Consider the following 21,664-nt stretch of genomic DNA (forward strand, 5'->3'; position numbering starts at 1 on the left):
AGTAGACTATACCCATCGAACAAAAACGAAACGGCACAGCAACGGCGCTGACAGCAACGCCCGGGCTGTGCCGTTTATTTATTTTTGACAGGGGGAATCCATATGTTAAGAGATGCATTACCGGCAATCATTACGGATACGCTGCCCGGCCCGAAGTCGGCAGAACTCATCAAGCGCCGTGAAGAGGCGGTGCCTTCTGCGATACACTGCATTTATCCTGTAGCCATGAAGCGGGCTGCCGGAGCCATCATCGAAGATCTGGATGGCAATCGTTTCCTGGATTGGATTGGCGGTGTCGGCGTGCTGAATATCGGTCACGCGCATCCGGAGGTCATTGCGGCTGTAAAAGAGCAGGCCGATAAATACTTCCATGGAATGTTCAATGTGGTCACGCATGAGGGCTATGTGAAGCTGGCGGAGAAACTGAATGCGATTGCACCGGTCAAAGGAGAGAAGAAGCGTACTTATTTTGCCAACAGCGGCGCGGAGGCCGATGAAAACGCCGTGAAGATTGCCAAGGCCTTTACTGGCCGCCCCAATATCATCGTATTTACTGGCGCCTTCCATGGCCGCACGCTGCTGACCATGTCCATGACGGCCAAGAAAGCCTATGCACGGGGCATGGGGCCGTTCCCGGACGGGGTATATCGGGCCGAGTTCCCCTATCTCTACCGCCGTCCGCTGGGCATGCCCAAGGAATCCGCCATTGGCTACTATGTGGAAAAATTGCAGGAGGTCTTTGAAAATGCTTCGCCTGCTGACCAGGTGGCTGCCATGGTGGTGGAACCCCTGCAAGGCGAAGGCGGGTTTATTCCCGCACCAATTGAATGGGTGAAGGCCCTTCGCCGGATCTGTGACAAGCATGGCATCCTGTTGATTGCCGATGAAGTACAGTCCGGATTCTGCCGTACCGGGCGCATGTTTGCCTCAGATTACTGGAAGGAAGCAGGCGTGATGCCGGATATCATCGCCACGGCCAAATCCATTGCGGCAGGCGTTCCACTCAGCGCCATCATTGCCCGGGAGGAAATCATGCAGGCTGTGCCCGGCGGCGTGATTGGCGGCACCTTTGGCGGCAACGCGCTGGCCTGTGCAGCCGCTTTGAAGACCATTGAAATCATGGAACGCGACCATCTGGCGGAAAAATCTTTGGCTATGGGGCGCAAGGTCATGGCCCGCTATCAGCAGTGGCAGGAAAAATACGATGTTGTAGGCGATGTGCGCGGCCTTGGCGGCATGGTGGGCATTGAATTCGTCAAGGATTCCTGGAGCAAGGAACCGGCGCCGGAACTGACGGCAGATATTATCAACGAAGCAGCACGGCAGGGCTTGCTGGTGGAAGGCGCCGGCATCCATGGCAATGTCATCCGTTTCCTGGCGCCGCTGGTAATGAGCGATGAACAGCTCGAAGCGGGCCTGAACATCTTTGAACGGGCCTTGCAGAAGTGCATTGGCTATGAAGAGAGCAGCCAGGAAAAAATAACCGGTTAAGAGGTGCTTTGCATGCAGTCATTCAAGATATCGCCCCATATTCATCTGGCCGCTTCCTGCGGGGAGTTTTGTCAGGAATTTCAAGTAGGGGAAGGGGATTTGCTGTTCGCCAGCCGCAGGACGCAGGAGCATTATCTGCAGGGGCTGGGACAGGGCGCCATCCGCGTGGATTACCGCGATTTTGGCACTGGGGAACCCACGGATAAGATGGTGGAAGGAATTGCCGCGGCTTTGGCCGGACAGGAATACAAGCGGGTGATCGCCATCGGCGGCGGGACCATCCTCGATGTGGCTAAACTATTCGCGCTGCAGCAGCTTTTGCCGATAGACAGGCTTTTTCAGCAGGAAATACAGCCCCGCAAGAAATGTGAATTGGTTTTGGTGCCGACAACCTGCGGCACCGGTAGTGAGATGACGAATATTTCCATCCTGTCGCTGACCAGCTTGTCCACGAAAATGGGGCTGGACCATGACGCCCTGTATGCGGATCATGCGGTGCTGATCCCTGAATTATTGCAGGGCTTGCCGGACAAGGCCTTTGGGGCCAGCGCCATCGATGCGTTGATCCATGCCATGGAGTCATTCACATCGCCCCGGGCCACGGCCTTCACGCAGATGTTTTCGCTGCAGGCCATGGATTGGATCATTCGTGGCTTTCAGGATATGGCCGCCCAGGGGAAGGCGGCACGGGAAAAGCATCTGGAAAAGTTCTTGCTGGCCAGTGCTTATGCAGGGATAGCCTTTGGCAATGCCGGCTGCGCGGCCGTGCATGCCCTAAGCTATCCGCTGGGCGCCGCCAAGCATGTGCCTCATGGCGAGGCAAATGCGGTCATGCTCCTGCCGGTGTACAGGTTGTATCAGGAAAAGCGGTATGACGGCAGTCTGCGGGAGTTATGCCAGCATCTGGCCATGCTGTTGGATTGTCCGGAAACAACTGTCTGGTCCCGGCTGGAGGAATTGTTGTCGGTCATCCTGAACTGGAAAAAGCTTTCCGGTTACGGGGTGACCGAGGCGGAATTAGCGGATTTTGCCGCAGTGGTCATGACCAAACAAAAGCGGCTGATGGCCAATAATTATGTGACCTTAACCCGTGCTGATGTGGACAGGATATATAAGGAACTCTGTTGAGTCGATAAAGTGAGGGAGCCAATATGCGAACAGAACATGATTTTTTGGGTGAGTTAGAGGTGCCGGATAAGGCATTGTACGGTGTGCAGACCATGCGGGCCAGGGAAAATTTCCAGATTACCGGCCAGCGTCTGGACCGGGACTTCATTGCCGCGCTGGCCAAGGTCAAGAAAGCGGCGGCGATTGCCAATATGGAAACGGGGCGTCTGGAGCAGAAGATTGGTCAGGGAATCATTGCGGCGGCCAATGAGGTGATCAGCGGGCTCTGGGATGCGGAATTTCCTGTAGACCCGGTACAGGGGGGCGCGGGAACGTCCATCAATATGAATATGAACGAGGTATTAGCTAACCGTGCATTGGATTTTTTAGGGGAAGCCCGCGGCAGTTATGAGATCGTTTCACCCAATAATCATGTCAATATGGCCCAGTCCACCAACGATGCATTCCCGACGGCCATCAAGGTTTGCCTCTGTGTGAAGGGGAAGCGTATGCTGGACAGCCTGGAACAGATGGAAATGCTTCTGCGTCAGAAAGCATCCGAATTCCATGATGTCCTGAAGATGGGGCGCACGCATCTGCAGGATGCCGTTCCCATCACCTTAGGCCAGGAAATGGCCGGCTATGCCAGTGCCGTATCCCGCTGCCGGAAGCGCATCCGGCAGGCCATGGAAGGGCTCCATGCCGTGAACATGGGCGCAACAGCTGTGGGGACGGGACTGAATGCAGAACCGGAATACATCAAACGGGTGGTGGTGCATTTAGCGGCTATAACCCATGAGAACTTCTACACGGCGGACAATCTGGTGGATGCCACCAATAATACCGATGCGTTTGCGGACATGTCGGCAGCATTGAAGAATACCGCGCTGGTGCTGATCAAGATGGCCAATGATATCCGCCTGATGGCTTCCGGCCCCCGTTGCGGCTTCAATGAGCTGAAACTGCCGGCCCGCCAGCCGGGTTCTTCCATAATGCCCGGCAAAGTGAATCCGGTCATGGCTGAGGTGCTGGATCAGGTCTGCTATCAGGTTATCGGCAATGATCTGGCCTTGTCTTTAGCCGTGGAGAATGGGCAGTTTGAACTGAATGTGATGGAGCCGGTCATGGCGTTCAATTTGTTTAACTCCTTGAATTACCTGAGAAATGGTGTGGATGCCTTCTGCGAGAAGCTGTTGCAGGATCTGCAGGCAAACCGCCAGCAGTGTCAGGAGTGGGTGAACAACAGTGTGGGCATCGTTACCGCGTTGCTTCCCCATATCGGTTATGAGAATTCAGCCCGTATGGCCCGAAAAGCCTATAATACAGGCCGTCCCATCCGGGAAATCATCATGGAGGAGGGCCTGCTCACCGCTGACCGCCTGCAAAGCATCCTGTCGCCGGAAAATATGACTAGGCCGGGAATTGCTGGGTGATTGGTAAGTCGTTTGGACAATCTTAGGCCAGTAGTTCACTATCCTCCGTTTAAAAACACCCCGTCCTGCAGCTGCTTTACAGGGCGGGGATTTTGTGTGCCGGCAGGTTTTTGCCTGCTTTTGCAGAATACTATATTAGGAGAGTTTGTGTCGTAAGTATGGTGATAGCATGGCAAGAAGTTTTTATGCAGTTATTCTGGATGATGGGCAGAAGAAGATCTGCCGTACGAATGCGGAGTTCCAGCAGTTGCTGAAGTGGCAGCGGCACAGCCAGCACAAGGGGTTTGATTCTTATATGGATGCCTGTGTATGGCTGGATAGTCCCGCAGATTTTCCTCGGGAGAAGCTTTATTACGCGGTCAGGAAAGGGCATAAGCCGGGGATTTATCGCGATACGAATGAATTCCTGGCCCAACTGCGGGGCTATGCCGGTTGTGAAGGGAAAGGCTTCTATACCTTGGCGGGAGCAAGGCACTGGCTGAATGAAGGCCGGGGAGAAGCCTGCTGCCTGGAGGCTGCCGAGGTCAGATATAGACTGACGGAACGATTCCAGGATGCAAAGTCTTTGGCCGGCAATATCCTGCATTGGCTCTGGGTGATGCTCTCGACCTCCCTCTACAAGCGGCGGCAGCTTCGCCAAAGGCTGCTGGATCTGTCAGAGCGGCAGAAGCCGTGGCTTTATTGCCGGATCAAGACGGATAACCCGCTGGTCATTTATACCGATGCTTCTTACCGCAAGCGCAAGGGCACGGGATATGCGGCGGTGATAATCGACACGGTGACTAATGCGGAATTTTATGTAGGCGGGCAGGATAAAGAGATAAGATCTTCCTGTCGGGCAGAATTATGCGCCATCATCAGGGCATTGCAGATGATCGACAGCAAATGTGCTGCACCCGTGGAAATCCGTACGGATGCCCTGTCCCTGGTGATGATGGCCGGTCCGAAAAAGCTGAAACATCTGCATGACCTGCATTGGAAGAAAAAATCCGTGGCGAATATTGACCTGTGGCAGCAGTTTTATGAATTTACCCAGCAGCGGACGATAATGGTCAACTGGGTACGGGGGCATAATGGCAATCGTTATAATGGCAGTTGCGATAGGATTGCTGGCCAGTGTGCAGAGCATTGAACAGAGTCGTTTAGGCTGTTGACGCAGCATAATCATGAGGAGGCGTATTTATTGAATGAACGGAAAAAAGGTCTGCTCATGGTATGTATGGGCGCGACCATGTGGGGCGGCAGCGGCGTGGCCGGGCAATACCTGCTGCAGGATTGCGGCTTTTCCACGGAGTGGCTCGTGGTGTCCCGGATGCTGCTGGCGGGTGTCATCCTGCTGGTGAGCGATGCCTGTATGTATCGCGAGAGCATCTTCCATATCTGGCAGGATAAGAAAGATGCTCTCGAAGTGCTGTTGTTTGCTATTTGGGGGATGCTCGCAGTACAGTATACGTATTTTGCCTGCATCAAGGCGGGCAATGCGGCTACGGCTACGGTGCTGCAATACCTGATGCCGGTGTTTATCGTCGGCTATACGGCTTTGAAAAATCGGAAGCTGCCCCGGTATCTGGAACTCATCTGCGTGGGCATGGCTGTAGGGGGAACCTTCATTCTGGTCACTCATGGCAGTCTGGATAAACTATCGATTTCGCCCTTGGCCCTGTTCTGGGGATTGGCTTCGGCCTTGGCGGCGGCTTTCTACACCATGCAGCCCAAGCGCCTGATCCGCAAATGGCGGCCGACCTTGGTGGTGGGCTGGGGCATGCTGCTGGGCGGGCTTGCCCTTTCGCTGCTGTGTCCGCCCTGGAACTTTGTGGGGATCTGGCATCCTCTGGCCGGCCTTACTTATGCCTATATCATCCTATTCGGTACCGTGGTGGCCTTTGGCTGTTATCTTGGCAGTATTAAATACATCCAGCCGGCGGAAGCCAGTATCCTCGGTTCGCTGGAGCCGTTATCGGCAATCGTCTTTTCCCTGCTGTTCTTGAATGCCAGCTTCGGCATTATGGACTTATTGGGCACGGCGTTGATCATCGGCACGGTATTCCTGCTGGCCAGACGTGGCAGTGAATGAGGTTTAGGCAGGATTTTGCCCCTAAAAAGCGAAATATGCAGAAAGATGGTATTGAGGGCAGAAGGAGAGCATTATGGAAAAGAAAGCATCTTACCTTGAACACGCGGCGGTGACCGTGGCCGATATCGAATGGAGTCGGAATTTTTTCCAAACGGTGCTGGGCATGACGGAAACCCGGCGCAAGGAAAAGGATGGCGTCCTGCAGCAGGTATGGCTGAAAGGCGGCCTGCAGCTGGTAGCGGCCCCGGAAGATCCTGCAGCAGGCCGGGGGCATCATCTGGGCATTGTGGTGCAGGATTTTAAGGCAGTCTTGCAGGAAATGCTCACATATGAGGGCGTACATCCTTTGGAAGGCAAGCCGGAAAAATGGGTGCAGCTCCCGGACGGGCTGGTTCTGGAGCTTTTCCAGGAAAAGCCGGGAGCCATTGAAAAAGTTTTAGCTGTGGAAGTAAAATAAGCAGAATGGCTTGCCTGGATGAAAGCGGTATTGACATTACAGGTCCTTTACCGTATCCTTAAAGCAGACAATTTCAATTGGTACCTGCTGCCACCGGGTAGCAGGAGAAGCGCCATTTTCTTATCGTTAGGTCTTGGAAGATAAGAAAGTGGCGCTGTTTTCATAGGGAGGAATATATATGTTCAGGAAAATGCGCAGATTCAAGCAGCAGCTTGGTGAGGACGAATGCAGGAAAGTCCTGCGGGAACAGAAGCGGGGCGTCTTATCTGTGCTCGGTGATGATGGCTATCCCTATGGCATTCCTATGAACCATTGGTACTCAGAGACAGATGGCGTGATTTACTTTCATAGTGCGAAAGCGGGGCATAAGCTTGATGCCATCAAGGCCTATGACAAGGTGAGTTTCTGTGTCCACGATGAAGGTTACAGGAATCCGGGGGAATGGGCACTGAATATCAAAAGCGTGGTGGTCTTTGGCAGGATCAAGCTGGTGGCGGACGAAGATAAGGCCAGAGAAATCGGCACCGCTTTGGTGAGGAAATTTACCGATGATGAAGCCTATCTGGAAAAAGAGCTGAAGCATGCCCTGCCCCGAGTGCAGTGCCTGGCTTTAGTACCGGAACATATGACTGGCAAATTGGTCAATGAATCATAAGCATGTGTGGTCATAAAAAAATGAAGAGGATTACTGCATTGATCACTGCAGTAGTCCTCTTCATTTATTATACTGGTGGGGTTATTTCAAATGGGGGCATTTCTTGGCCATGAGTTCCTCGTAATGGGCAATCTTGTAGTCCAGCCGTTCCATGGTGGCCTTGAGCTGTTCATATTGTTCCTGCAGGCGGGCGCGCTGCTCCACCAGGATATCCTTGCGGGCTTCTTCCGTGCCTTCCTTGAAGAACAGGTCCACATATTCGATCAGGGCTTCCACCTGTACGCCGGCACTGCGCATGCATTTGGAAAACTCCACCCAGCCACAGGCGGTCTCGTCAAAATCCCGGATGCCGTTTTCCTTGCGGGGCACATGGGGGATAAGGCCGATGCGCTCGTAGTAGCGGATGGTGTCCGCAGAAAGATCGTATTTTTCGCTGACTTCCTTGATGGTCATGCATATCACCTCGTTGTCCTAACATTATCTTATGGCATCAGTTTAACACTTGGAGTCCACTCCAAGTCAAGAAGAAAATTTTTTGTCAGGACAGGAAAAAGTTAAAACGTCAAGAGGAAGTTTTATCTATGGCAAAACGGGAACACTGGCGTTATAATGAACAGAGTATATTTTGAGGTGAGACATATTTTATGCGGATTTATGTGGATGCAGATGCTTGTCCAGTCGTAAAGCTGACGGAGCAAGTGGCCAGGAAATATGACCTGCCGGTGACGCTTCTCTGTGACACCAACCATATACTGACTTCGGATTACAGCGAGGTGCGCGTGATTGGTGCCGGGGCAGATGCTGTTGACCTGGCACTCATAAACCTCTGCCAAGCTGGTGATATCGTGGTAACCCAGGATTATGGAGTGGCAGCGATGGCGTTGGGGAAGAAGGCGTATGCGATTCATCAGAACGGTTGGCGGTATACTGCTGAAAATATCGACCGTCTGCTGATGGAGCGACATATGGCGAAAAAGGCAAGGCGTTCCAAGAAGAAGGTACATCTAAAAGGCCCGGCTAGACGTACCGATGAAGATGACGAGAAATTTGCAGCAGGGCTTATCCGTTTGCTTGAACTGGTGAGAAGCAGTGAGGGATTGGCCTGAGGGAGGAAAAATGGAAGAGACAAAAGAGATTCAGGAGCAGAGAGACTTGCTCAATGCTAAGTACCGCAGAGAAATTCCGAAAGCAGGGGAATTGTGGCGGCATTTCAAGGATAATGCATATAAGATCATAGCCTGCCCGGTCATGCACACGGAGACAAGGGAATTTTACTGCGTGTATCAGGCCTTGTACGGCAGTTATGGCATATATTGCCGTCCCTTGGATATGTTTATGAGCGAGGTAGACCATGAGAAATATCCGCAGGTGCAGCAGGAATATCGGTTTGAGAGAAAGCAGGTATGAGTGGAGTGGGAACATAAATCCCATTAGAGATTGTCAGGAATAAAATAGGTAAAATAATAGAGCCGCCTGAAATCTCAAGCGGCCCTGATTCTTACTTACTGCCCTTTTCCCAGTAGTTGATGCGAAGAACGTCGCCCTTCTGCATATCCCTGGTCAAGAGCCAGTCATTGAGCTCCCTGATGCCCTCACGGAATTCGTTAATATCACGTTTCCCATAGGTATTCTTCTGTAAATAGGTTTCAGCAACACTCTGAAGAGTGTCACTGACACGGAATTGTTAAAAGGGATAAGAAAATAGAGGCAGCAGCGCTAATGAGGGGGGCAGCTTAATGCTTCAGGTCTATACAGGAAATGGCAAAGGAAAGACTACAGCGGCTATTGGACTGGCTATTAGGGCATTAGGGGCTGGCAAGAAAGTCTATGTCATGCAGTTCATGAAAAGCCTTTGTTATAGTGAGCAGAAGGTACTGCAGGGATTTGCGCCTGAGCTTACATTAAGAACCAGTGGTAAGCCGTTTTTCATTGCAGAAGAAGGAACCTTAAGCAAAGAGTTACAGGATAAATATGGGGATACTGTCGTGATATTTCCTAAGGGAAAGCCTCCACAGGACTATATTGAACTTATAAATACAGGTTTTGCTGAAGTGAGAAGAGCAGTGTCTTCAAGGAAATACGAGGTGATAATCCTAGATGAACTCAACGTGGCGCTGCATTTTGGGCTGATAGCTAGAAACGTTGTTGAGGAACTGCTGGAAATGGTGCCAAAGCATACGGAAATGGTGCTGACCGGAAGAGGCGCTCCAGATTGGTTGATTGAGCGTGCTGACCTGGTGACGGACATGAAGGAAGTTAAGCACTACTATGCAAAAGGCGTCGAGGCGCGTAAAGGGATTGAGTGCTGACAAACGGTCAAGAAGAAGTATAGGAGTAACAAATAATGAATGTTTCAAAGCTTAAGCTGGAGATTTTCATACCGGAAACGCATCTTTCTAAGCTGCGGCTGGCCTTGCAATCAATCGGAGCAGGGAAGATTGGAAACTATGACAGCTGTCTGGCATACAGCCGCGTGACGGGAACCTGGCGCCCTTTGAAGGGAAGTCAGCCCTATATTGGAACATGCAATGAAATCAGCGAAGCTCCGGAAATTAAAGTGGAGGTCAACATCCGGAAGGAGGCGCTTCAGGAGACATTAAACGCAATCCGTGAGGTTCATCCTTACGAAGAGCCTGTAATCAATGTAATCCCGCTGTATACGTAGAGCCCATTACAGATAAGGTGGTGGAAAATCCATGAGGCTTTTTATCAGCATTCAATTTACGGAACCAGTGATAAATGCTTTGGAGGCTTTTCAGTTGCGACTAAAAGCTTCTGGTGTGGAAGGATATTTTGCTGTCCGGGAAAATCTGCATTTAACGCTGGCTTTTATCGGAGATTACGGGGCACCAGATGAAGTCATGGATGTTATAGAGACCGTTCCGTTTGAGCCTATGACCATGAAACTCAACGGTATGGGGAGTTTCGGCGATGTATATTGGGCTGGAATAGAACAGAACACCAGCCTAGATAATTATGTCAGGAGGCTGCGCAGGGCTCTGGCTGAGCATAAAATTCCCTATGATCGCAAGCGGTTCTTCCCGCATATTACGGTAGTTCGCAAGGCAATCTATCGTGGCAAGTCGATCTTGCCGCAGGTCGAGCCGCCTCAGGGAAAGATGGTTATAGAACACATTTCGCTAATGAGATCAGAGCGCGGCAAGCATGGCATGATTTATACGGAGATCGGAAGATTTTAGTAACCTAGTAAATTACGAACTTATAATCTACGTAACCAGCGAAGAATAAGGATGTTAATAATTAACATCTGTAAGCTCTTCCCCAGGCAGTTGATAAAGACGTTTTATACCGATGAATCTAAGTGGGCATCTTGACTGCAGTTGACATTAAGAAGTAAGAAGACTAACATTATCAATGTGTCCTGTCCTCAATCCCTGATAATGAGGATGTCACATCTTTCCTAAAATGCGTTCGCATTTTAATCCCCGCCTCCGGCCTTTACAGCCGGGGGTTCTCTATTTCATCCATGCCTGTATAATAAAAGCCACTCGCGAAACGAGCGGCATAAGAATTACTAGTAAAAAAATGCCCTGACTGGTATTACTTGGGGAAGTTCCAGTCAGGGCTTATTGAATCTTCGCGAACTGGGGAAGCTCGCTAAACGGTACTACCCAATGGGGATTGGGGAAAGGGCAGTGCCGATAAATGCTATGTGTGTTATTATATGGCATTACACTGCATATGAAATTGTAATTTTTTACATAAATATGCCTGCTTGACTGTGGGAATACACATTGGGGTGAGGAGAGCGAAGGCATCATGGGCTGAAAGTGTGATATCAGGATATGTTTTCGGCTCTTGTTATTAGCGGGAAGAGCCTGCCGGATGTTAATTATTAACATCCGATACAAAATTTGCATATGAAAAGAAGTAAGCATGATTCGTCGGATGATTTTAATCATAATCAAAGCAAAATTTAATCGAAATTTAATTGAGAGAGGTTATTATTTTATATGCTGCGTAAAAGCAGTATATAAATATCAGCCGATGGGGGCACCGTGCCATGGGATTTGTGGCACGGTGCTTTTTTTATTGTAACATTCAGGAGGGGACAGATATGGGAACGCACTTTCAACCTGAGGTACAGAAAGCCGTTGAACTAATTTGGATGAGATATGATGAGGCAAGCGCTAAAAAAGGGCAGGATTTGCTTCGGCAGGCTGTGGTTAGTGGTGATGCAGATGCCGGGGGACTGCTTGCACGCACCTATATGGGAGACGATGGTCTGGCAGTCTGGGAAGGAAGCGGCCTGCCAGTGGATGAGGTGCAGGCAGATGAGTACCTGAAATGGAGTATATCTAAGGGAAGCGCACTGGGCGTGTTGTGTGCCCTTGAGCACAGGAATCTGTATCCTTCAGAACTGAAAGCGGTGCTCTCCATCTGGGGAAGTACGGAAAAGGCTCTGGAAGCGGCCAAAGAATACGAAGATGAACCGATGGGAGCGCATCTTTTAGGAATGTGCTATGCCATTGGGGCAGTTTTTGCCCTTTTGGGCAAGTGGGATGAGGATACGAAAGAAAACAAGGCCAGGCTGGCCATACCGTACTTTGAAAAAGCATTGGCAGGTGGGCTGGCTTTGAGCTTGGATGCTTATCAGGAAGCGGCAGACATTCTGTATGATAATACAGGTAAATGGAACAAAAAAGAGAAGTTTTTGGAGCTGGAGGGACGTTTTTGCAGTGCAGGCGTTCCCCATGCCCTCTATAAACGCGGTGAGCGGCTCTATGAACGGGAGGAATACAGTCGTTCGTTCCAAGCTTATTGTGAGGCTGGTGAAAGAGGGCATAAGGAGGCTCTCTATAATATGGGATTTATGTGCCGATACGGTATAGGCACCGAGAAGGATACAGATAGGGCATTACAGTATTTTTTGCCTTTGGCAGAGCAAGTACATGTACCATCCATGGGGCAGGTGGCAGAAATTTATTTCTGGGGCGAACTGGGAGAACGGAATTTTGAATCAGCCTATCAGTGGTGCGAAAAACTCTTGGATAGGGTGGCAGAGCTGGTACACTTGCATCCTAACGGCGGCGTATACAGATATGACACCATATTGCCAATGATGTGCTATTGCAAGTATTTTGGTCAGGGGACGGTAATCGATCGGGAGATGGCTGTTCGCTCGATTATGCTGGAGAACGAAATAGAGGAAAGGGAAAACAAGCTCCCGGGATACAAGCAGGCACTGCTCTATGGACTGATGGCTGAGATTTACGCCAACGGTTCGGGCGGCATAGATAAGGATAAGAAGAAGTCCAAGTATTACTGGCAAAAGGCCAAAGAATATGAGGACTATGATATATGGCTGGGGAATCTGGAATGGGACAAGAGTCCTGAGGCCTCTGGTTCGCGTTTTGCCTGGGCGATATTTGGCAGGCCAGAGGAGGAGAGAACCCCGCTGACGGATGTGGAAAGCATACGGGACTGGCAGGAACAGAGGATTGAACAGGCTAGGCTTTCATGGAAGGGCAGGCAGCCATGGTGCCTTAAGGTGAAACGTGAAGATGGGTGCGTGGCTGGTTTTAAGTGCTACCAAGAAAAAGAGATTGAACAGGCATTGGAACTCTTGTGGCAGGGCGTGTATCTGGAAGTGATGCTGGAAGCGGATAATGGCGATTTCTTAGTGGTATGGGCAGACGAGGGGGATTTCTCGATTTTTGCCCAAATAGAAGATCGTTGCAGCCGGTTAGAGGCCAAGGATGAAGCCATGGCGCTTTCGATATTCAAGGCATGGTATAAGGGGAAAGGCCTGACAGGAGATGGCTGGCAGGCTGACGAGCAGGGAAATGCCAGAGCAAACTGGAATGAGCTTTTGCTTCGGGCCGAAGATTGCGGCAAGTGCGGGGATAAGGAAGGCCGCATGACTAACCTCATGGCTGCGGCAGAAACAGGCTGCGGCAGAGCCATGATCTATATCGGACAAGACCTGGCTGATTCAGGTGATGCTAAAGGTGCTTCCACATGGTTCTTGAATGCTACGCTTACAGAAGAACCGGAGGACAAGGCATTGAGCTGGTGTTGTCTGGGCAGGTTGTATATGGAAAATCCGGAAGAGAAGGGCATGGAAGCCCGTTATTATCTGCAGAAGGCTGCGGATATGGGGCTGGTGTCGGCCTTGCTTCCTTTGGGCAAATGCTATGAAAAAGGGATTGGAGTGGTGAAAAATTTGCAGGAGGCAATAAGCTGCTATGATGAAGCCATAAAATATGACAATCCCGCTGCGATGGCGGCCCGGGCAGGACTTTATAAGCAGGCAGATGGCCAATGGGAGAATCTGGATGAAGCGATAGAGCTTCTTGAAAAGGCACTGAAACAAGAGGAGAATTTCGAAGGCCGGCAGGAGGCTCTGATGTTGCTGGCAGAAGCTTATATTGCAGAAGGAACAGACGAAAAGCGGGAAATGGCGCGTTATATTCTTGTAAAGGAAACAAGGAAAGGGAACAATAAAGCGGCCTATCGGCTGGCGCATCTATATGAGGATGAGGGCGATGGAGAGCAATATCGGGAAATCCTTCGCCATACAGCTGCCGAGGGCTATGAACCTGCCAAGGAAGAATTGAAAAGGGCCTATGCGGGCAGCAGCTGGAGCGAGTGTTTGTAGAGGAGAATGGTATATGGAAGCGTTTTCGGTTAAAGCCCTGTTCTTTGCTAAAAGAGGCATTTTGAGCCGCTTTTTCAACAGAAATAAATGGGGCGAAGTGAAATTCTATCCAGAAGGAATTTTTACCATGTCTGGAGACAAAAAAGAGTATGGTGCTAAGGATATTTACCGTTTTCATTACCATTTTTCGGATGAAAATGTACTTGACCATATGTTAGTGGAAATGGAAGATGATCCAGATGGAGTTTGCAGGTTTGCTGTGTATGGTGAAGATATCTACAAACTGTATGCTTGGTGTATAAGGCAAGACGTTTTCGCTTTTGGTGAAGGCATGCTGCGTGTGGAACAGCCGGAGATACGTCAGCTGATAGAAGAGGCGATACTTGAACAGCTGTCTGTTTTGCAATACGAAGAAGAGTCAACAGAGGAAATTCCGGAAGATGACCTTAAATGGGAGATGGTAGATGCAGATTTTCGCAGGTGGATTTGCGCAGCCTGCGCTATCAACCGGTTGGCAAATGGATGGGATATCAATGAGTTTGGTGGCGCATCACCGGATGATCCTTTGGGCAGGGAATTAGGCAGACAGATTTTGCGTGGCTCATGGGAAATAGAATCCAGAGGAGAACTGATTGAAACCATTCAGGACATGGCAGGTCAGAAGATACTTTGGCAGCTATTGCGTACGCTCCAGAATGCGGGCTTTGGGTATTTGGCGGGATTCCTGACCTTGCGTGAAGCGTTGAATGTAGCCCTTGCTACTGGTCAACGGTTGCAGATAGTGACTCGGAGCTGGGATGGCTTAGGCAGAGCATATCTTCGTTCCTATAGGGATTATTTGGGGAGTGGTGATGACTACAAACTCAGGGCAGATGCTTTTCTGGAGCTCCAGACAAATGAAAACAGCATCTATAATGATGTACCCTTTGATTTGGAACTGAAGCGGTCTTGGTAAAAAAATAAGGGATAGAGTGATGATCTACCTATAAGTATTATCTTTGAGAAGCCGGACAAAGTGTTGGTAAGACTTCTTTACGCAGGTGAGGATGCAGATTGCTGAGGAGGAATGGCAGTGAAAATAAAGAGGTTTTTCTTTGATTGTATAGTTTTATTGGGGTATCGGATATTTGAAGGTGAGGCGATGAAAAAGATAGCTCCAAGAGAAGTTTTACCGGATGATGAAATGAGCTGGCAGGATGTAGAGCCGAATTTCCGTAACTGGATTTGTGCTGCTTGTGCAATTAACAGGGAAACTGGTGGTGCGGATATCAAAGAATTTGGTGGGGATCCCAAAGGAGCATTACTGAAGCGGCAAACAACTCAGTATATGTTTGCCAGTGACTGGGAGATTTTCTCCCGTCAGGATCTTATCATGACCATTCAGGATATGATGGAAAGCGTCACGCCGGAATACCCAAAGGTTGCGAAAGTCTGGCAGTATCTGCGAATTATTCAGAATGCAGGATTTGGCTATGTGGCAGAATACCTGACACTTAAAGAAGCCTTGAACTGCGCTCTGGCAGCAGGACAGAAGCTGCAGGAAGTGGTCGGCAGTTGGGAGGAGTTGGCAGGGCAATATCTGGAAGCCTGTGCAACTTATATGGGCAAAGATGAGACCTTAACGCAGCGCAAGGAGGCTTATCAGAGGCTGTTGGCATCTGAGGAGAATCCGTATGAATTGGTGCCATTTGACCTGCAGTTAAAGAAATGCTGGTAATGTGTATGTAATCTCTTTTGCGGGTGTAATGTCCAGAGGTTTGTAATATTTTTGTAATGGTTTTTGTAATGCGCTGGCGGAAGCGGCAAGGGCAGGCATTTTCGGCCTGTCCTTTTTAGGTACTAATCTATTATTGCATGAGGTCTTTTTCCTTCATGCTTACATATTTATGCTGGCCTATGATGATATGGTCTAAAATGGGGATGTCCAGGATTTTGCCTGCCTTGACCAGCCTTTCTGTAACGGCAATATCTTCCCTGCTGGGAGTTGGATCACCGCTGGGGTGGTTATGATTACGGGGGCATCGCTGGGCCGTTCCTCCATAATACGGCGTACAACTTCTTTTACGACATAGAGTTTGTCTGCTTTCTTGTTGCCAATTCCTTTTATGGATAAAGGAGCTTCAAGGATGTCAGACATGTTTTGGCAGGCAAGTTCATCGGCGGGGATGTTGAGCAGGGACGAAAGCAGGGAAGCATTAGACTCATATTGTAAATCTTTATCCATTGTGTGTTCCTCCATAGATGCGGGCTGGCCGTGGCCAGCCCCTAAGTCATGGCAGTAAATCAGGCAGATTTTTTGTTCTTGGATTTTTTCGTTTCCTTGGTGTCTTCCTTAGGCTGGGGCTTGTTTGCTGCGGCAGGTTGCCTGCCGCAGTGTAATGGTCTGTAATGATTTGTGAAGGAATATCCAGCAGTTATGTAGAAGATTGTGGATAAAATGTTCTAAAGCCATAACGAGATTATGGGAATGTTGTTAATTATTAACATCGTTGAATAAGAGGGGGATGTTACTATGGCTAAATATTACGATGGCTGTCCCCGGTGCGGAAGGCGAGATTTTAGTGAAATATTGCACTGCAAGAGGTGCAATACCGATTTTTGCACGAAATGTCAGGGAAAGCGAAAGCTAGCTGACGGTACAGAATATGTATGCTGCCATCGCTGCGGAGCAGAAATTGATGATGACGATACGGTAATTGTTGTAACCACAGAGAAGGAAAATGCTAGAAAAAGATAATGTATTATACCGGTGTACATATGCTACAAAAATAAAGGTAAAGAAAGCAAAAAACATATAAAGGTGTTGACATTAGCCTCGAAATGTATTATATTACCTATCAATCGGATATGTGATAGATTATGGAGGTGCTTCTATGAGTCATCAGTTATGGAACCTTATCAATGAGTTGCAGTCAGAGAAATATGAATGGGTAGATTTGAGTCATTCGCTGAACAATGACAGTCCCTATTGGGCTGGTATACCAGATGGCTCGGTGGAGCTGTCGAAGACCGTGTTTGACTGGGGCAATCCTATGCTTGAATGCCTGATCCAAACCTTCAAGTTCCCGGGACAGTTTGGCACGCACATTGATTTTCCCGGACATTTCGTGAAGGATGCCCCGCTTTCTGAAAAGTTTGGTGTCAAACATATGCTGTATCCCTTGGTGGTGATAGACATCAGCGATAAAGTGCGCGAGGATGTGCATTATGCTGTTACGGTAGATGACATCAAGGCGTTTGAGGCAAAATATGGCGATATCCCGGATGGCGCCTTTGTGGCGCTCTATGCCGGTTGGGCATCCAATTGGCCGGATATGGATAAATTGTCGGGGTTTGATGGAGACGGCAATGAAAATGCTCCCGGCTGGTCGCTGGAAGCATTGAAGTATATATATGAGGTGCGCAATGCGGCAGCCAATGGCCATGAAACATTGGATACGGATGCCAGTGCAGTAGCTGCCGCTGCTGGTGACTTAGCCTGCGAGCGTTATGTGTTGAGTAGGGGAAAGCTGCAGATTGAAGTCTTGAACAATCTGGATAAAGTGGCACCGGTAGGATCATTGTTGTTCGCTGCCTGGCCTAATATCGAGCAGGCTACTGGATTGCCTGTCCGGGTGCTGGCAATCACGCCGAAGAAGTGATTGGATAAATGAGGAAAGAGTCTGACTGGATAGATCCGGTAAGGCTCTTTTTCTGTTTGCCGATGTTAATAATTAACATCGGTCAGAAAACTTGCCCTACCTGATATATCCCCGCATTTTCATACTGCAGAATCTATTTTGGCCAATGATAACATGATCTAATACAGGAATATCCAATATCTTGCCGGATTTGACGAGTTTACGGGTAAGGGTAACAGAAATATCTTCTCTGCTGGGTTCAGGATCTCCACTGGGATGGTTGTGAACAAGGATGATAGAAGCGCAGGGATATCTTAGCGCTTCCATGAAGACTTCCCGTGGTTGAACGATAGTTGCCGATAAGGAACCAATGGAAATAGTGGGGGCGGCAATGAGGTGGTGCTTAGTGCTTAACATGGCGATCATGAAATGTTCCTTGCTTTCGTGTATAAGTAAAGGGATAAAGTAATTTGCTACATCTTTGGGAGATTGAAGAATAGGGTTTGGGATGGGCTGTTCTTCCATGATTCTGCGGACAACTTCCTTTAAGGCGTAGAGTTTTGAGGCTTTTTTTACCCCGACACCCTTTATGGATAAGGGCGCGGATAAAATAGCGGAGATTTTTTTACAGGAAAGATTTTTGGCTGGGATGTCCAACAGGGTAGCAAGCAGAGCGGCGTCTGATTCAGAATGTAAGTCTTTCTCCATGGTAATTCCTCCTAAATTTGTCAGAAAATGTTCTTGCAGACATATTTATCTTCTCTCTGTGAGCTGCCTGCTTGTTGGATAATGGATGACAGGAATGCTTATATACTTGTAGAGGAAACTTTAAAGAATATGGGAAGGAATATTCTGCAGTTATACAGAAAGACTATAAAGAAGATAGATATATTGGAGGAATTATGGATAAGGTAGGTATCAAGACGACGCTACGCGAAGGCTTAACGGAACAGACAGGCAAAGCAATGGCTGAGGCAGAAGATTTGCTGGAGGAGCTGTTCGGGCAGTACAATGTGCCCGAGAAAAAGCAGGAGAAAGTTGTAGCCGCACTTCGGGCGTATGTGGATGGTGTTCATGCAGATGGCTATGGTGTGGGCCTTAGTGCCGGGGCAGAACTTGGTGATATCCGTGGCTATAAAAAGGCCATGGAAGAGGCGGAAGACGCTGCGGCAGAAATGATAGTGACAGCGATTATGAAGAAATAATGTTGTTAGGAAAGGTGATGGATTCGATGAACAAAAAAATCACAGCGGTGTTAGTCGTACTTCTGCTGTTAGCGGCAGGAGTGGGTGGCTATATGTATTACAAGCGGTCACCAGAATACTCGTTGAAACTCATTCAGGAGTCTGTTAAGGAGCATAATTGGGATAAGTTTTCCCAGCGCGTAGATGTGAAGGGGATGTCCGAATCGGCCTTTGACGATTTGATTGATGTGGCAATGGAAAAAGATAAGACGATGGACAGCGGCACCAAGACACTGGCTGCCGGATTTGCCCAAATGCTGAAACCAGCAGTTACTGGAGCCATTGAAAGCGCGGTTAAGGAGTATGTAGAAAAGGGTGAGGTAGATAAGCCTAAGGCAGATGCGGGCAAGAACGGTGACAAAGATAAAGTCGGCGAACAGGCGGCAGATAACCTCTTGGAGAAAACTCACGCAAAAGATGTGAACTTTACCGGTGTAAAATCATCTGATGTAGATGGTGACATCGCAACAGTAACCTTAGGAATCAAGAATGAAAAGCTGGGCAAGGAATTTGAGCTTAAATTAAGCATGAGCCGTTTGGAAGATGGAACATGGAAAATCAAGCGTATATCCAACCTGAAGGATTTTATGCAGGCTGTAATAGAGGCAGAAGAGGCGAAGCTGGCTGAACTCAATAGGCCAATAAAGGAAGAACTGGATGCTGCTGTTAAAATTGGTGCGATTTCTGGGCAGGTGCAACAGAAGGATAGTTATGGCTTTTCCCATCGGCTCCAGCTTAGCAGTGATTTAGAGTTAAGCGCAGCTAAGCCGGTAAACAGCATAAGCGGAGAAATTACCGTGACAAATCCCAAGGGGGATAGCTCAGTGGTGAAATATACTTATGCAGTTGACGGAGTGGCTTCCGGCAAGAGTAAGATGAATCTGAGTAAAGATCTGAACATGTTTATGGATGATGAGCTGATAAAATCCAGAGGACAAGGCTATAAATATGAAGCTACAGTAATGTCCATAAAGTATCAGGATGGTACGGAAACAAAGATGCTAGAGACGTTGCCAGAGTAAGTTGAAGGGCTGTGAAATTTGTATGGAGCTTTCGCAGCCCTTTTAGATGCAAAGTAATCTGTGGGAGAAGTGGCATCTATGGAAAATTTTGATAGAATCTTGGTTTGTGGCGATATTCATGGCGAGTGGGATAAATTTATGATGACATATAAAAAGGCTGCCTTTAATCAGGACAAGGATTTACTGGTGTTTCTAGGGGATTATCTTGATAGAGGTGAGCCGTGCCTGTGATGGAATCTTTGGACAAAAGCATATGATATTTTTGCGTGGTAACCATGAGCAGATGTTTTATAAGGCCATGAAGGATAAGGAGGAGTCTGGCAATCTGTTGGCGTTCCTGTTTGGCTCGTCTAAGGCCCTTTGGCTCAATAATGGCGGCGCTGTAACCAATTCGGAAATCAAAAAGACAGGCAGAGGAGAAGCTCTGACTGATAACTGGTTGAAGCTGATAGAGCAAATGCCGCTATATGCAGAAGTGGAAGTAAATGGCAAGGCCTATTGGTTCATGCATGCGGATTGTGATCCGGAAGTGCCACTAGCTGAGCAGGAGACGAAAACATTGCTGTGGAATCGAAGCTTGGCAATGCATCCGCAGCTCCATCAAGGGGCGCAGACGATAGTTCTGCAGGCTTTGGGGTATAAGGCAGTGCCTCAGTGGCTGCAAAATGGCAGGCTTGTGCTTATGGATACCGGAAGTTTCTTGGAAAATGGACGCGTGTCCTGCGCAGACTTATTAAGCAGAGAAGTATATCAATCTTCCGGAGGAATCTAACGACGAAAAAAAGAAGGGCTTAACGTGTGCTAAGTCCTTCTTTTTCGTTATTTCCAATATTGATTAAATGTGCCTGATGGATAATCTTTAGGATGAGCCCAACCAACGGTTCCATCTGCCTTTCTGAGGCACATCCAGAAATCAATACCCAGAGAAGCATCGGTCGCTTCGCCTAGATAAACTCCCCACGGAGAGCTGGGATTGGCATTGGTGAATCCTGAGATATTATAACCTTCCAGCCACCATAACAGCTGACCGTTCCATAGAGCCAGATATGTTCCTTCGCCAGTATACTGGAGCAGATAAACTATTGTACCGGGATACAGTGTTATGAACTCAGGGCTGGAGGAGTGTTCATATTTATAGGCTTTGGTGGTTTTCAGTACTTTGACCGCATGGCGGCTGGGATGAGTATAGACCACACAGGAAATGCGTTTGACAATCTCACCGGAGGAAATAGTACTGCTTACTTTTCCACTATTCGGGGCCGTATAAAGGGTTACAGCGTTTTGGACTTTCAGTTTTACGTTGACTGCAGCTTCAGCGGGCATCCTGTCCCAGACCGTATAGTTTGCTGGGGCTTGTTCAGCTGATACATATGCGGCTGTTGAAAAAAATAAAGCCATAAGCAAGCAGGTGAGCTTCATAAGCATTTTGTTCATGTCATCACATCCTTATCAGAGTCTGCGGATACCGAACCATCTGGCGTTTTGATCCCAGAACAGCTGGAGACGAAGATCCATGGCAAACTTGCGCTGGTAACCATATTGGGCACCGGGAGGCATATATTCGTGCCTGCTGGTAAGAATAAACCGTCCGGTGGCATCGTCATTTAGGAGGGTGTGAATAAAAGTCTGTAAATAGGTCTTCTATGAATTGCTTAAAGAGCCGCATCAAAATTTTTACAATCTATCAGGATACATAATCGTCAGCTCGCCTCTGACCTTGCCCCAGTTCCGAATGGGCATAGACCATTTCTTGGTAGCCTCAAACGTTGCCAGATACAAGGCCTTTAACAGGGCCTGCTGACTGGGGAAAACACTTCTCTGGCTGTTCAGACGGCGATATGAGGAGTTCAGGCTCTCAATGGCGTTGGTCGTGTAAAACGCTGTACGGACGTCTGTTGAGAACTTGAAGATCGGCGTTATTACATCCCAGTTGTCAGAC

Annotated in this window: 24 protein-coding genes and 1 pseudogene; 20 read left to right on the forward strand and 5 right to left on the reverse strand. The window is 48.7% G+C overall.

What is annotated here, in order from left to right; genetic code table 11:
• The first annotated feature begins 102 nt into the window (after positions 1 to 102).
• The 7 genes from BLQ59_RS02410 (at position 103) to BLQ59_RS02440 (ending at position 7,217) form a co-directional block, all read left to right on the forward strand.
• Entirely contained in the window at positions 103 to 1,491 is a 1,389-nt protein-coding gene (locus tag BLQ59_RS02410; RefSeq protein WP_074571331.1) for an aspartate aminotransferase family protein, read from the forward strand.
• A gap of 12 nt (positions 1,492 to 1,503) precedes the next feature.
• Positions 1,504 to 2,619 (forward strand): 4-hydroxybutyrate dehydrogenase, encoded by a 1,116-nt coding sequence (locus tag BLQ59_RS02415; RefSeq protein WP_074571332.1) that lies wholly within the window; start codon positions 1,504 to 1,506, stop codon positions 2,617 to 2,619.
• A gap of 23 nt (positions 2,620 to 2,642) precedes the next feature.
• On the forward strand, positions 2,643 to 4,031 hold the full coding sequence (locus BLQ59_RS02420) for an aspartate ammonia-lyase (protein ID WP_074571333.1): 1,389 nt from the start codon (positions 2,643 to 2,645) through the stop codon (positions 4,029 to 4,031).
• 169 nt (positions 4,032 to 4,200) lie between these two features.
• Complete coding sequence (locus tag BLQ59_RS02425) at positions 4,201 to 5,163, forward strand: ribonuclease H family protein (RefSeq protein WP_074571334.1); 963 nt, start codon at positions 4,201 to 4,203, stop codon at positions 5,161 to 5,163.
• 51 nt (positions 5,164 to 5,214) lie between these two features.
• Positions 5,215 to 6,105: a DMT family transporter gene (locus BLQ59_RS02430; protein ID WP_218122854.1), complete on the forward strand. Its 891-nt coding sequence runs from the start codon at positions 5,215 to 5,217 to the stop codon at positions 6,103 to 6,105.
• Between the two features lie 73 nt (positions 6,106 to 6,178).
• Positions 6,179 to 6,562, forward strand: a complete 384-nt coding sequence (locus tag BLQ59_RS02435; protein ID WP_074571335.1) for a VOC family protein — start codon at positions 6,179 to 6,181, stop codon at positions 6,560 to 6,562.
• Positions 6,563 to 6,740: 178 nt separating this feature from the next.
• The gene (locus BLQ59_RS02440) at positions 6,741 to 7,217 is read left to right on the forward strand and encodes a pyridoxamine 5'-phosphate oxidase family protein (RefSeq protein ID WP_074571336.1); all 477 of its coding nucleotides are present in this window, start codon (positions 6,741 to 6,743) and stop codon (positions 7,215 to 7,217) included.
• Positions 7,218 to 7,298: 81 nt separating this feature from the next.
• On the opposite strand, the gene BLQ59_RS02445 is transcribed toward BLQ59_RS02440, so the two are convergent.
• Positions 7,299 to 7,670 (reverse strand): MerR family transcriptional regulator, encoded by a 372-nt coding sequence (locus BLQ59_RS02445; RefSeq protein WP_074571337.1) that lies wholly within the window; start codon positions 7,668 to 7,670, stop codon positions 7,299 to 7,301.
• 191 nt (positions 7,671 to 7,861) lie between these two features.
• Here BLQ59_RS02445 and BLQ59_RS02450 point away from each other — a divergent pair, with 191 nt between their 5' ends.
• From BLQ59_RS02450 to BLQ59_RS02485, 8 genes are all read left to right on the forward strand, one after another.
• The gene (locus BLQ59_RS02450) at positions 7,862 to 8,323 is read left to right on the forward strand and encodes a YaiI/YqxD family protein (RefSeq protein WP_074571338.1); all 462 of its coding nucleotides are present in this window, start codon (positions 7,862 to 7,864) and stop codon (positions 8,321 to 8,323) included.
• 10 nt (positions 8,324 to 8,333) lie between these two features.
• Positions 8,334 to 8,624: a DUF1653 domain-containing protein gene (locus BLQ59_RS02455; protein ID WP_074571339.1), complete on the forward strand. Its 291-nt coding sequence runs from the start codon at positions 8,334 to 8,336 to the stop codon at positions 8,622 to 8,624.
• Positions 8,625 to 8,953: 329 nt separating this feature from the next.
• Entirely contained in the window at positions 8,954 to 9,526 is a 573-nt protein-coding gene (locus BLQ59_RS02460; RefSeq protein ID WP_074571340.1) for a cob(I)yrinic acid a,c-diamide adenosyltransferase, read from the forward strand.
• Positions 9,527 to 9,561: 35 nt separating this feature from the next.
• A complete protein-coding gene (locus BLQ59_RS02465; protein WP_026767041.1) occupies positions 9,562 to 9,882 on the forward strand; it encodes a YqfO family protein in 321 nt (106 codons plus the stop codon).
• Positions 9,883 to 9,913: 31 nt separating this feature from the next.
• The gene (thpR, locus tag BLQ59_RS02470) at positions 9,914 to 10,417 is read left to right on the forward strand and encodes an RNA 2',3'-cyclic phosphodiesterase (protein WP_074571341.1); all 504 of its coding nucleotides are present in this window, start codon (positions 9,914 to 9,916) and stop codon (positions 10,415 to 10,417) included.
• An 878-nt stretch (positions 10,418 to 11,295) separates the two neighbouring features.
• Complete coding sequence (locus tag BLQ59_RS02475) at positions 11,296 to 13,839, forward strand: tetratricopeptide repeat protein (protein ID WP_074571342.1); 2,544 nt, start codon at positions 11,296 to 11,298, stop codon at positions 13,837 to 13,839.
• 13 nt (positions 13,840 to 13,852) lie between these two features.
• Positions 13,853 to 14,794: a DUF1266 domain-containing protein gene (locus tag BLQ59_RS02480; RefSeq protein ID WP_074571343.1), complete on the forward strand. Its 942-nt coding sequence runs from the start codon at positions 13,853 to 13,855 to the stop codon at positions 14,792 to 14,794.
• A gap of 186 nt (positions 14,795 to 14,980) precedes the next feature.
• On the forward strand, positions 14,981 to 15,556 hold the full coding sequence (locus BLQ59_RS02485; protein WP_074571344.1) for a DUF1266 domain-containing protein: 576 nt from the start codon (positions 14,981 to 14,983) through the stop codon (positions 15,554 to 15,556).
• A 130-nt stretch (positions 15,557 to 15,686) separates the two neighbouring features.
• On the opposite strand, the pseudogene BLQ59_RS16305 reads toward BLQ59_RS02485, so the two are convergent.
• Positions 15,687 to 15,848: pseudogene (locus BLQ59_RS16305) on the reverse strand (JAB domain-containing protein); the annotation flags it as partial.
• A gap of 864 nt (positions 15,849 to 16,712) precedes the next feature.
• Between BLQ59_RS16305 and BLQ59_RS02500 the strand changes: the two are divergent.
• Positions 16,713 to 17,480 (forward strand): cyclase family protein, encoded by a 768-nt coding sequence (locus BLQ59_RS02500; RefSeq protein WP_074571346.1) that lies wholly within the window; start codon positions 16,713 to 16,715, stop codon positions 17,478 to 17,480.
• A 96-nt stretch (positions 17,481 to 17,576) separates the two neighbouring features.
• Here BLQ59_RS02500 and BLQ59_RS02505 read toward each other — a convergent pair whose 3' ends face one another.
• Positions 17,577 to 18,167, reverse strand: a complete 591-nt coding sequence (locus tag BLQ59_RS02505) for a JAB domain-containing protein (RefSeq protein WP_074571347.1) — start codon at positions 18,165 to 18,167, stop codon at positions 17,577 to 17,579.
• A gap of 194 nt (positions 18,168 to 18,361) precedes the next feature.
• On the opposite strand from BLQ59_RS02505, the gene BLQ59_RS02510 reads away from it, so the two are divergent.
• The 4 genes from BLQ59_RS02510 to BLQ59_RS02525 all read left to right on the forward strand — a co-directional run bounded on the left by BLQ59_RS02510 (position 18,362) and on the right by BLQ59_RS02525 (position 20,497).
• Entirely contained in the window at positions 18,362 to 18,664 is a 303-nt protein-coding gene (locus BLQ59_RS02510; protein WP_074571348.1) for a hypothetical protein, read from the forward strand.
• A gap of 26 nt (positions 18,665 to 18,690) precedes the next feature.
• Entirely contained in the window at positions 18,691 to 19,725 is a 1,035-nt protein-coding gene (locus BLQ59_RS02515; protein ID WP_143005256.1) for a hypothetical protein, read from the forward strand.
• Positions 19,726 to 19,803: 78 nt separating this feature from the next.
• Positions 19,804 to 19,956 carry a metallophosphoesterase gene (locus tag BLQ59_RS02520; RefSeq protein ID WP_081342415.1) on the forward strand — a complete coding sequence of 51 codons (153 nt, stop codon included), beginning with the start codon at positions 19,804 to 19,806 and terminating at the stop codon, positions 19,954 to 19,956.
• 31 nt (positions 19,957 to 19,987) lie between these two features.
• Complete coding sequence (locus tag BLQ59_RS02525; protein WP_218122855.1) at positions 19,988 to 20,497, forward strand: metallophosphoesterase family protein; 510 nt, start codon at positions 19,988 to 19,990, stop codon at positions 20,495 to 20,497.
• Between the two features lie 47 nt (positions 20,498 to 20,544).
• Here BLQ59_RS02525 and BLQ59_RS02530 read toward each other — a convergent pair whose 3' ends face one another.
• Together BLQ59_RS02530 and BLQ59_RS02540 are read right to left on the reverse strand one after the other, a co-directional pair.
• Positions 20,545 to 21,159 carry a hypothetical protein gene (locus tag BLQ59_RS02530; RefSeq protein ID WP_074571351.1) on the reverse strand — a complete coding sequence of 205 codons (615 nt, stop codon included), beginning with the start codon at positions 21,157 to 21,159 and terminating at the stop codon, positions 20,545 to 20,547.
• A 240-nt stretch (positions 21,160 to 21,399) separates the two neighbouring features.
• The coding region (locus BLQ59_RS02540; protein WP_143005258.1) for a transposase at positions 21,400 to 21,664 on the reverse strand (265 nt) is incomplete at its 5' end.

It is taken from the genome of Pseudoselenomonas ruminantium (assembly GCF_900104055.1).
Classification (GTDB): domain Bacteria; phylum Bacillota; class Negativicutes; order Selenomonadales; family Selenomonadaceae; genus Selenomonas_A; species Selenomonas_A ruminantium_C.

Coding starts and splice junctions, on each gene's coding strand:
- BLQ59_RS02410 (WP_074571331.1), top strand. CDS start 103: ATGTTAAGAGATGCATTACCGGCAATCATTACGGATACGCTGCCCGGC.
- BLQ59_RS02415 (WP_074571332.1), top strand. CDS start 1,504: ATGCAGTCATTCAAGATATCGCCCCATATTCATCTGGCCGCTTCCTGC.
- BLQ59_RS02420 (WP_074571333.1), top strand. CDS start 2,643: ATGCGAACAGAACATGATTTTTTGGGTGAGTTAGAGGTGCCGGATAAG.
- BLQ59_RS02425 (WP_074571334.1), top strand. CDS start 4,201: ATGGCAAGAAGTTTTTATGCAGTTATTCTGGATGATGGGCAGAAGAAG.
- BLQ59_RS02435 (WP_074571335.1), top strand. CDS start 6,179: ATGGAAAAGAAAGCATCTTACCTTGAACACGCGGCGGTGACCGTGGCC.
- BLQ59_RS02440 (WP_074571336.1), top strand. CDS start 6,741: ATGTTCAGGAAAATGCGCAGATTCAAGCAGCAGCTTGGTGAGGACGAA.
- BLQ59_RS02445 (WP_074571337.1), bottom strand. CDS start 7,670: ATGACCATCAAGGAAGTCAGCGAAAAATACGATCTTTCTGCGGACACC.
- BLQ59_RS02450 (WP_074571338.1), top strand. CDS start 7,862: ATGCGGATTTATGTGGATGCAGATGCTTGTCCAGTCGTAAAGCTGACG.
- BLQ59_RS02455 (WP_074571339.1), top strand. CDS start 8,334: ATGGAAGAGACAAAAGAGATTCAGGAGCAGAGAGACTTGCTCAATGCT.
- BLQ59_RS02460 (WP_074571340.1), top strand. CDS start 8,954: ATGCTTCAGGTCTATACAGGAAATGGCAAAGGAAAGACTACAGCGGCT.
- BLQ59_RS02465 (WP_026767041.1), top strand. CDS start 9,562: ATGAATGTTTCAAAGCTTAAGCTGGAGATTTTCATACCGGAAACGCAT.
- thpR (WP_074571341.1), top strand. CDS start 9,914: ATGAGGCTTTTTATCAGCATTCAATTTACGGAACCAGTGATAAATGCT.
- BLQ59_RS02475 (WP_074571342.1), top strand. CDS start 11,296: ATGGGAACGCACTTTCAACCTGAGGTACAGAAAGCCGTTGAACTAATT.
- BLQ59_RS02480 (WP_074571343.1), top strand. CDS start 13,853: ATGGAAGCGTTTTCGGTTAAAGCCCTGTTCTTTGCTAAAAGAGGCATT.
- BLQ59_RS02485 (WP_074571344.1), top strand. CDS start 14,981: ATGAAAAAGATAGCTCCAAGAGAAGTTTTACCGGATGATGAAATGAGC.
- BLQ59_RS02500 (WP_074571346.1), top strand. CDS start 16,713: ATGAGTCATCAGTTATGGAACCTTATCAATGAGTTGCAGTCAGAGAAA.
- BLQ59_RS02505 (WP_074571347.1), bottom strand. CDS start 18,167: ATGGAGAAAGACTTACATTCTGAATCAGACGCCGCTCTGCTTGCTACC.
- BLQ59_RS02510 (WP_074571348.1), top strand. CDS start 18,362: ATGGATAAGGTAGGTATCAAGACGACGCTACGCGAAGGCTTAACGGAA.
- BLQ59_RS02515 (WP_143005256.1), top strand. CDS start 18,691: ATGAACAAAAAAATCACAGCGGTGTTAGTCGTACTTCTGCTGTTAGCG.
- BLQ59_RS02520 (WP_081342415.1), top strand. CDS start 19,804: ATGGAAAATTTTGATAGAATCTTGGTTTGTGGCGATATTCATGGCGAG.
- BLQ59_RS02530 (WP_074571351.1), bottom strand. CDS start 21,159: ATGAACAAAATGCTTATGAAGCTCACCTGCTTGCTTATGGCTTTATTT.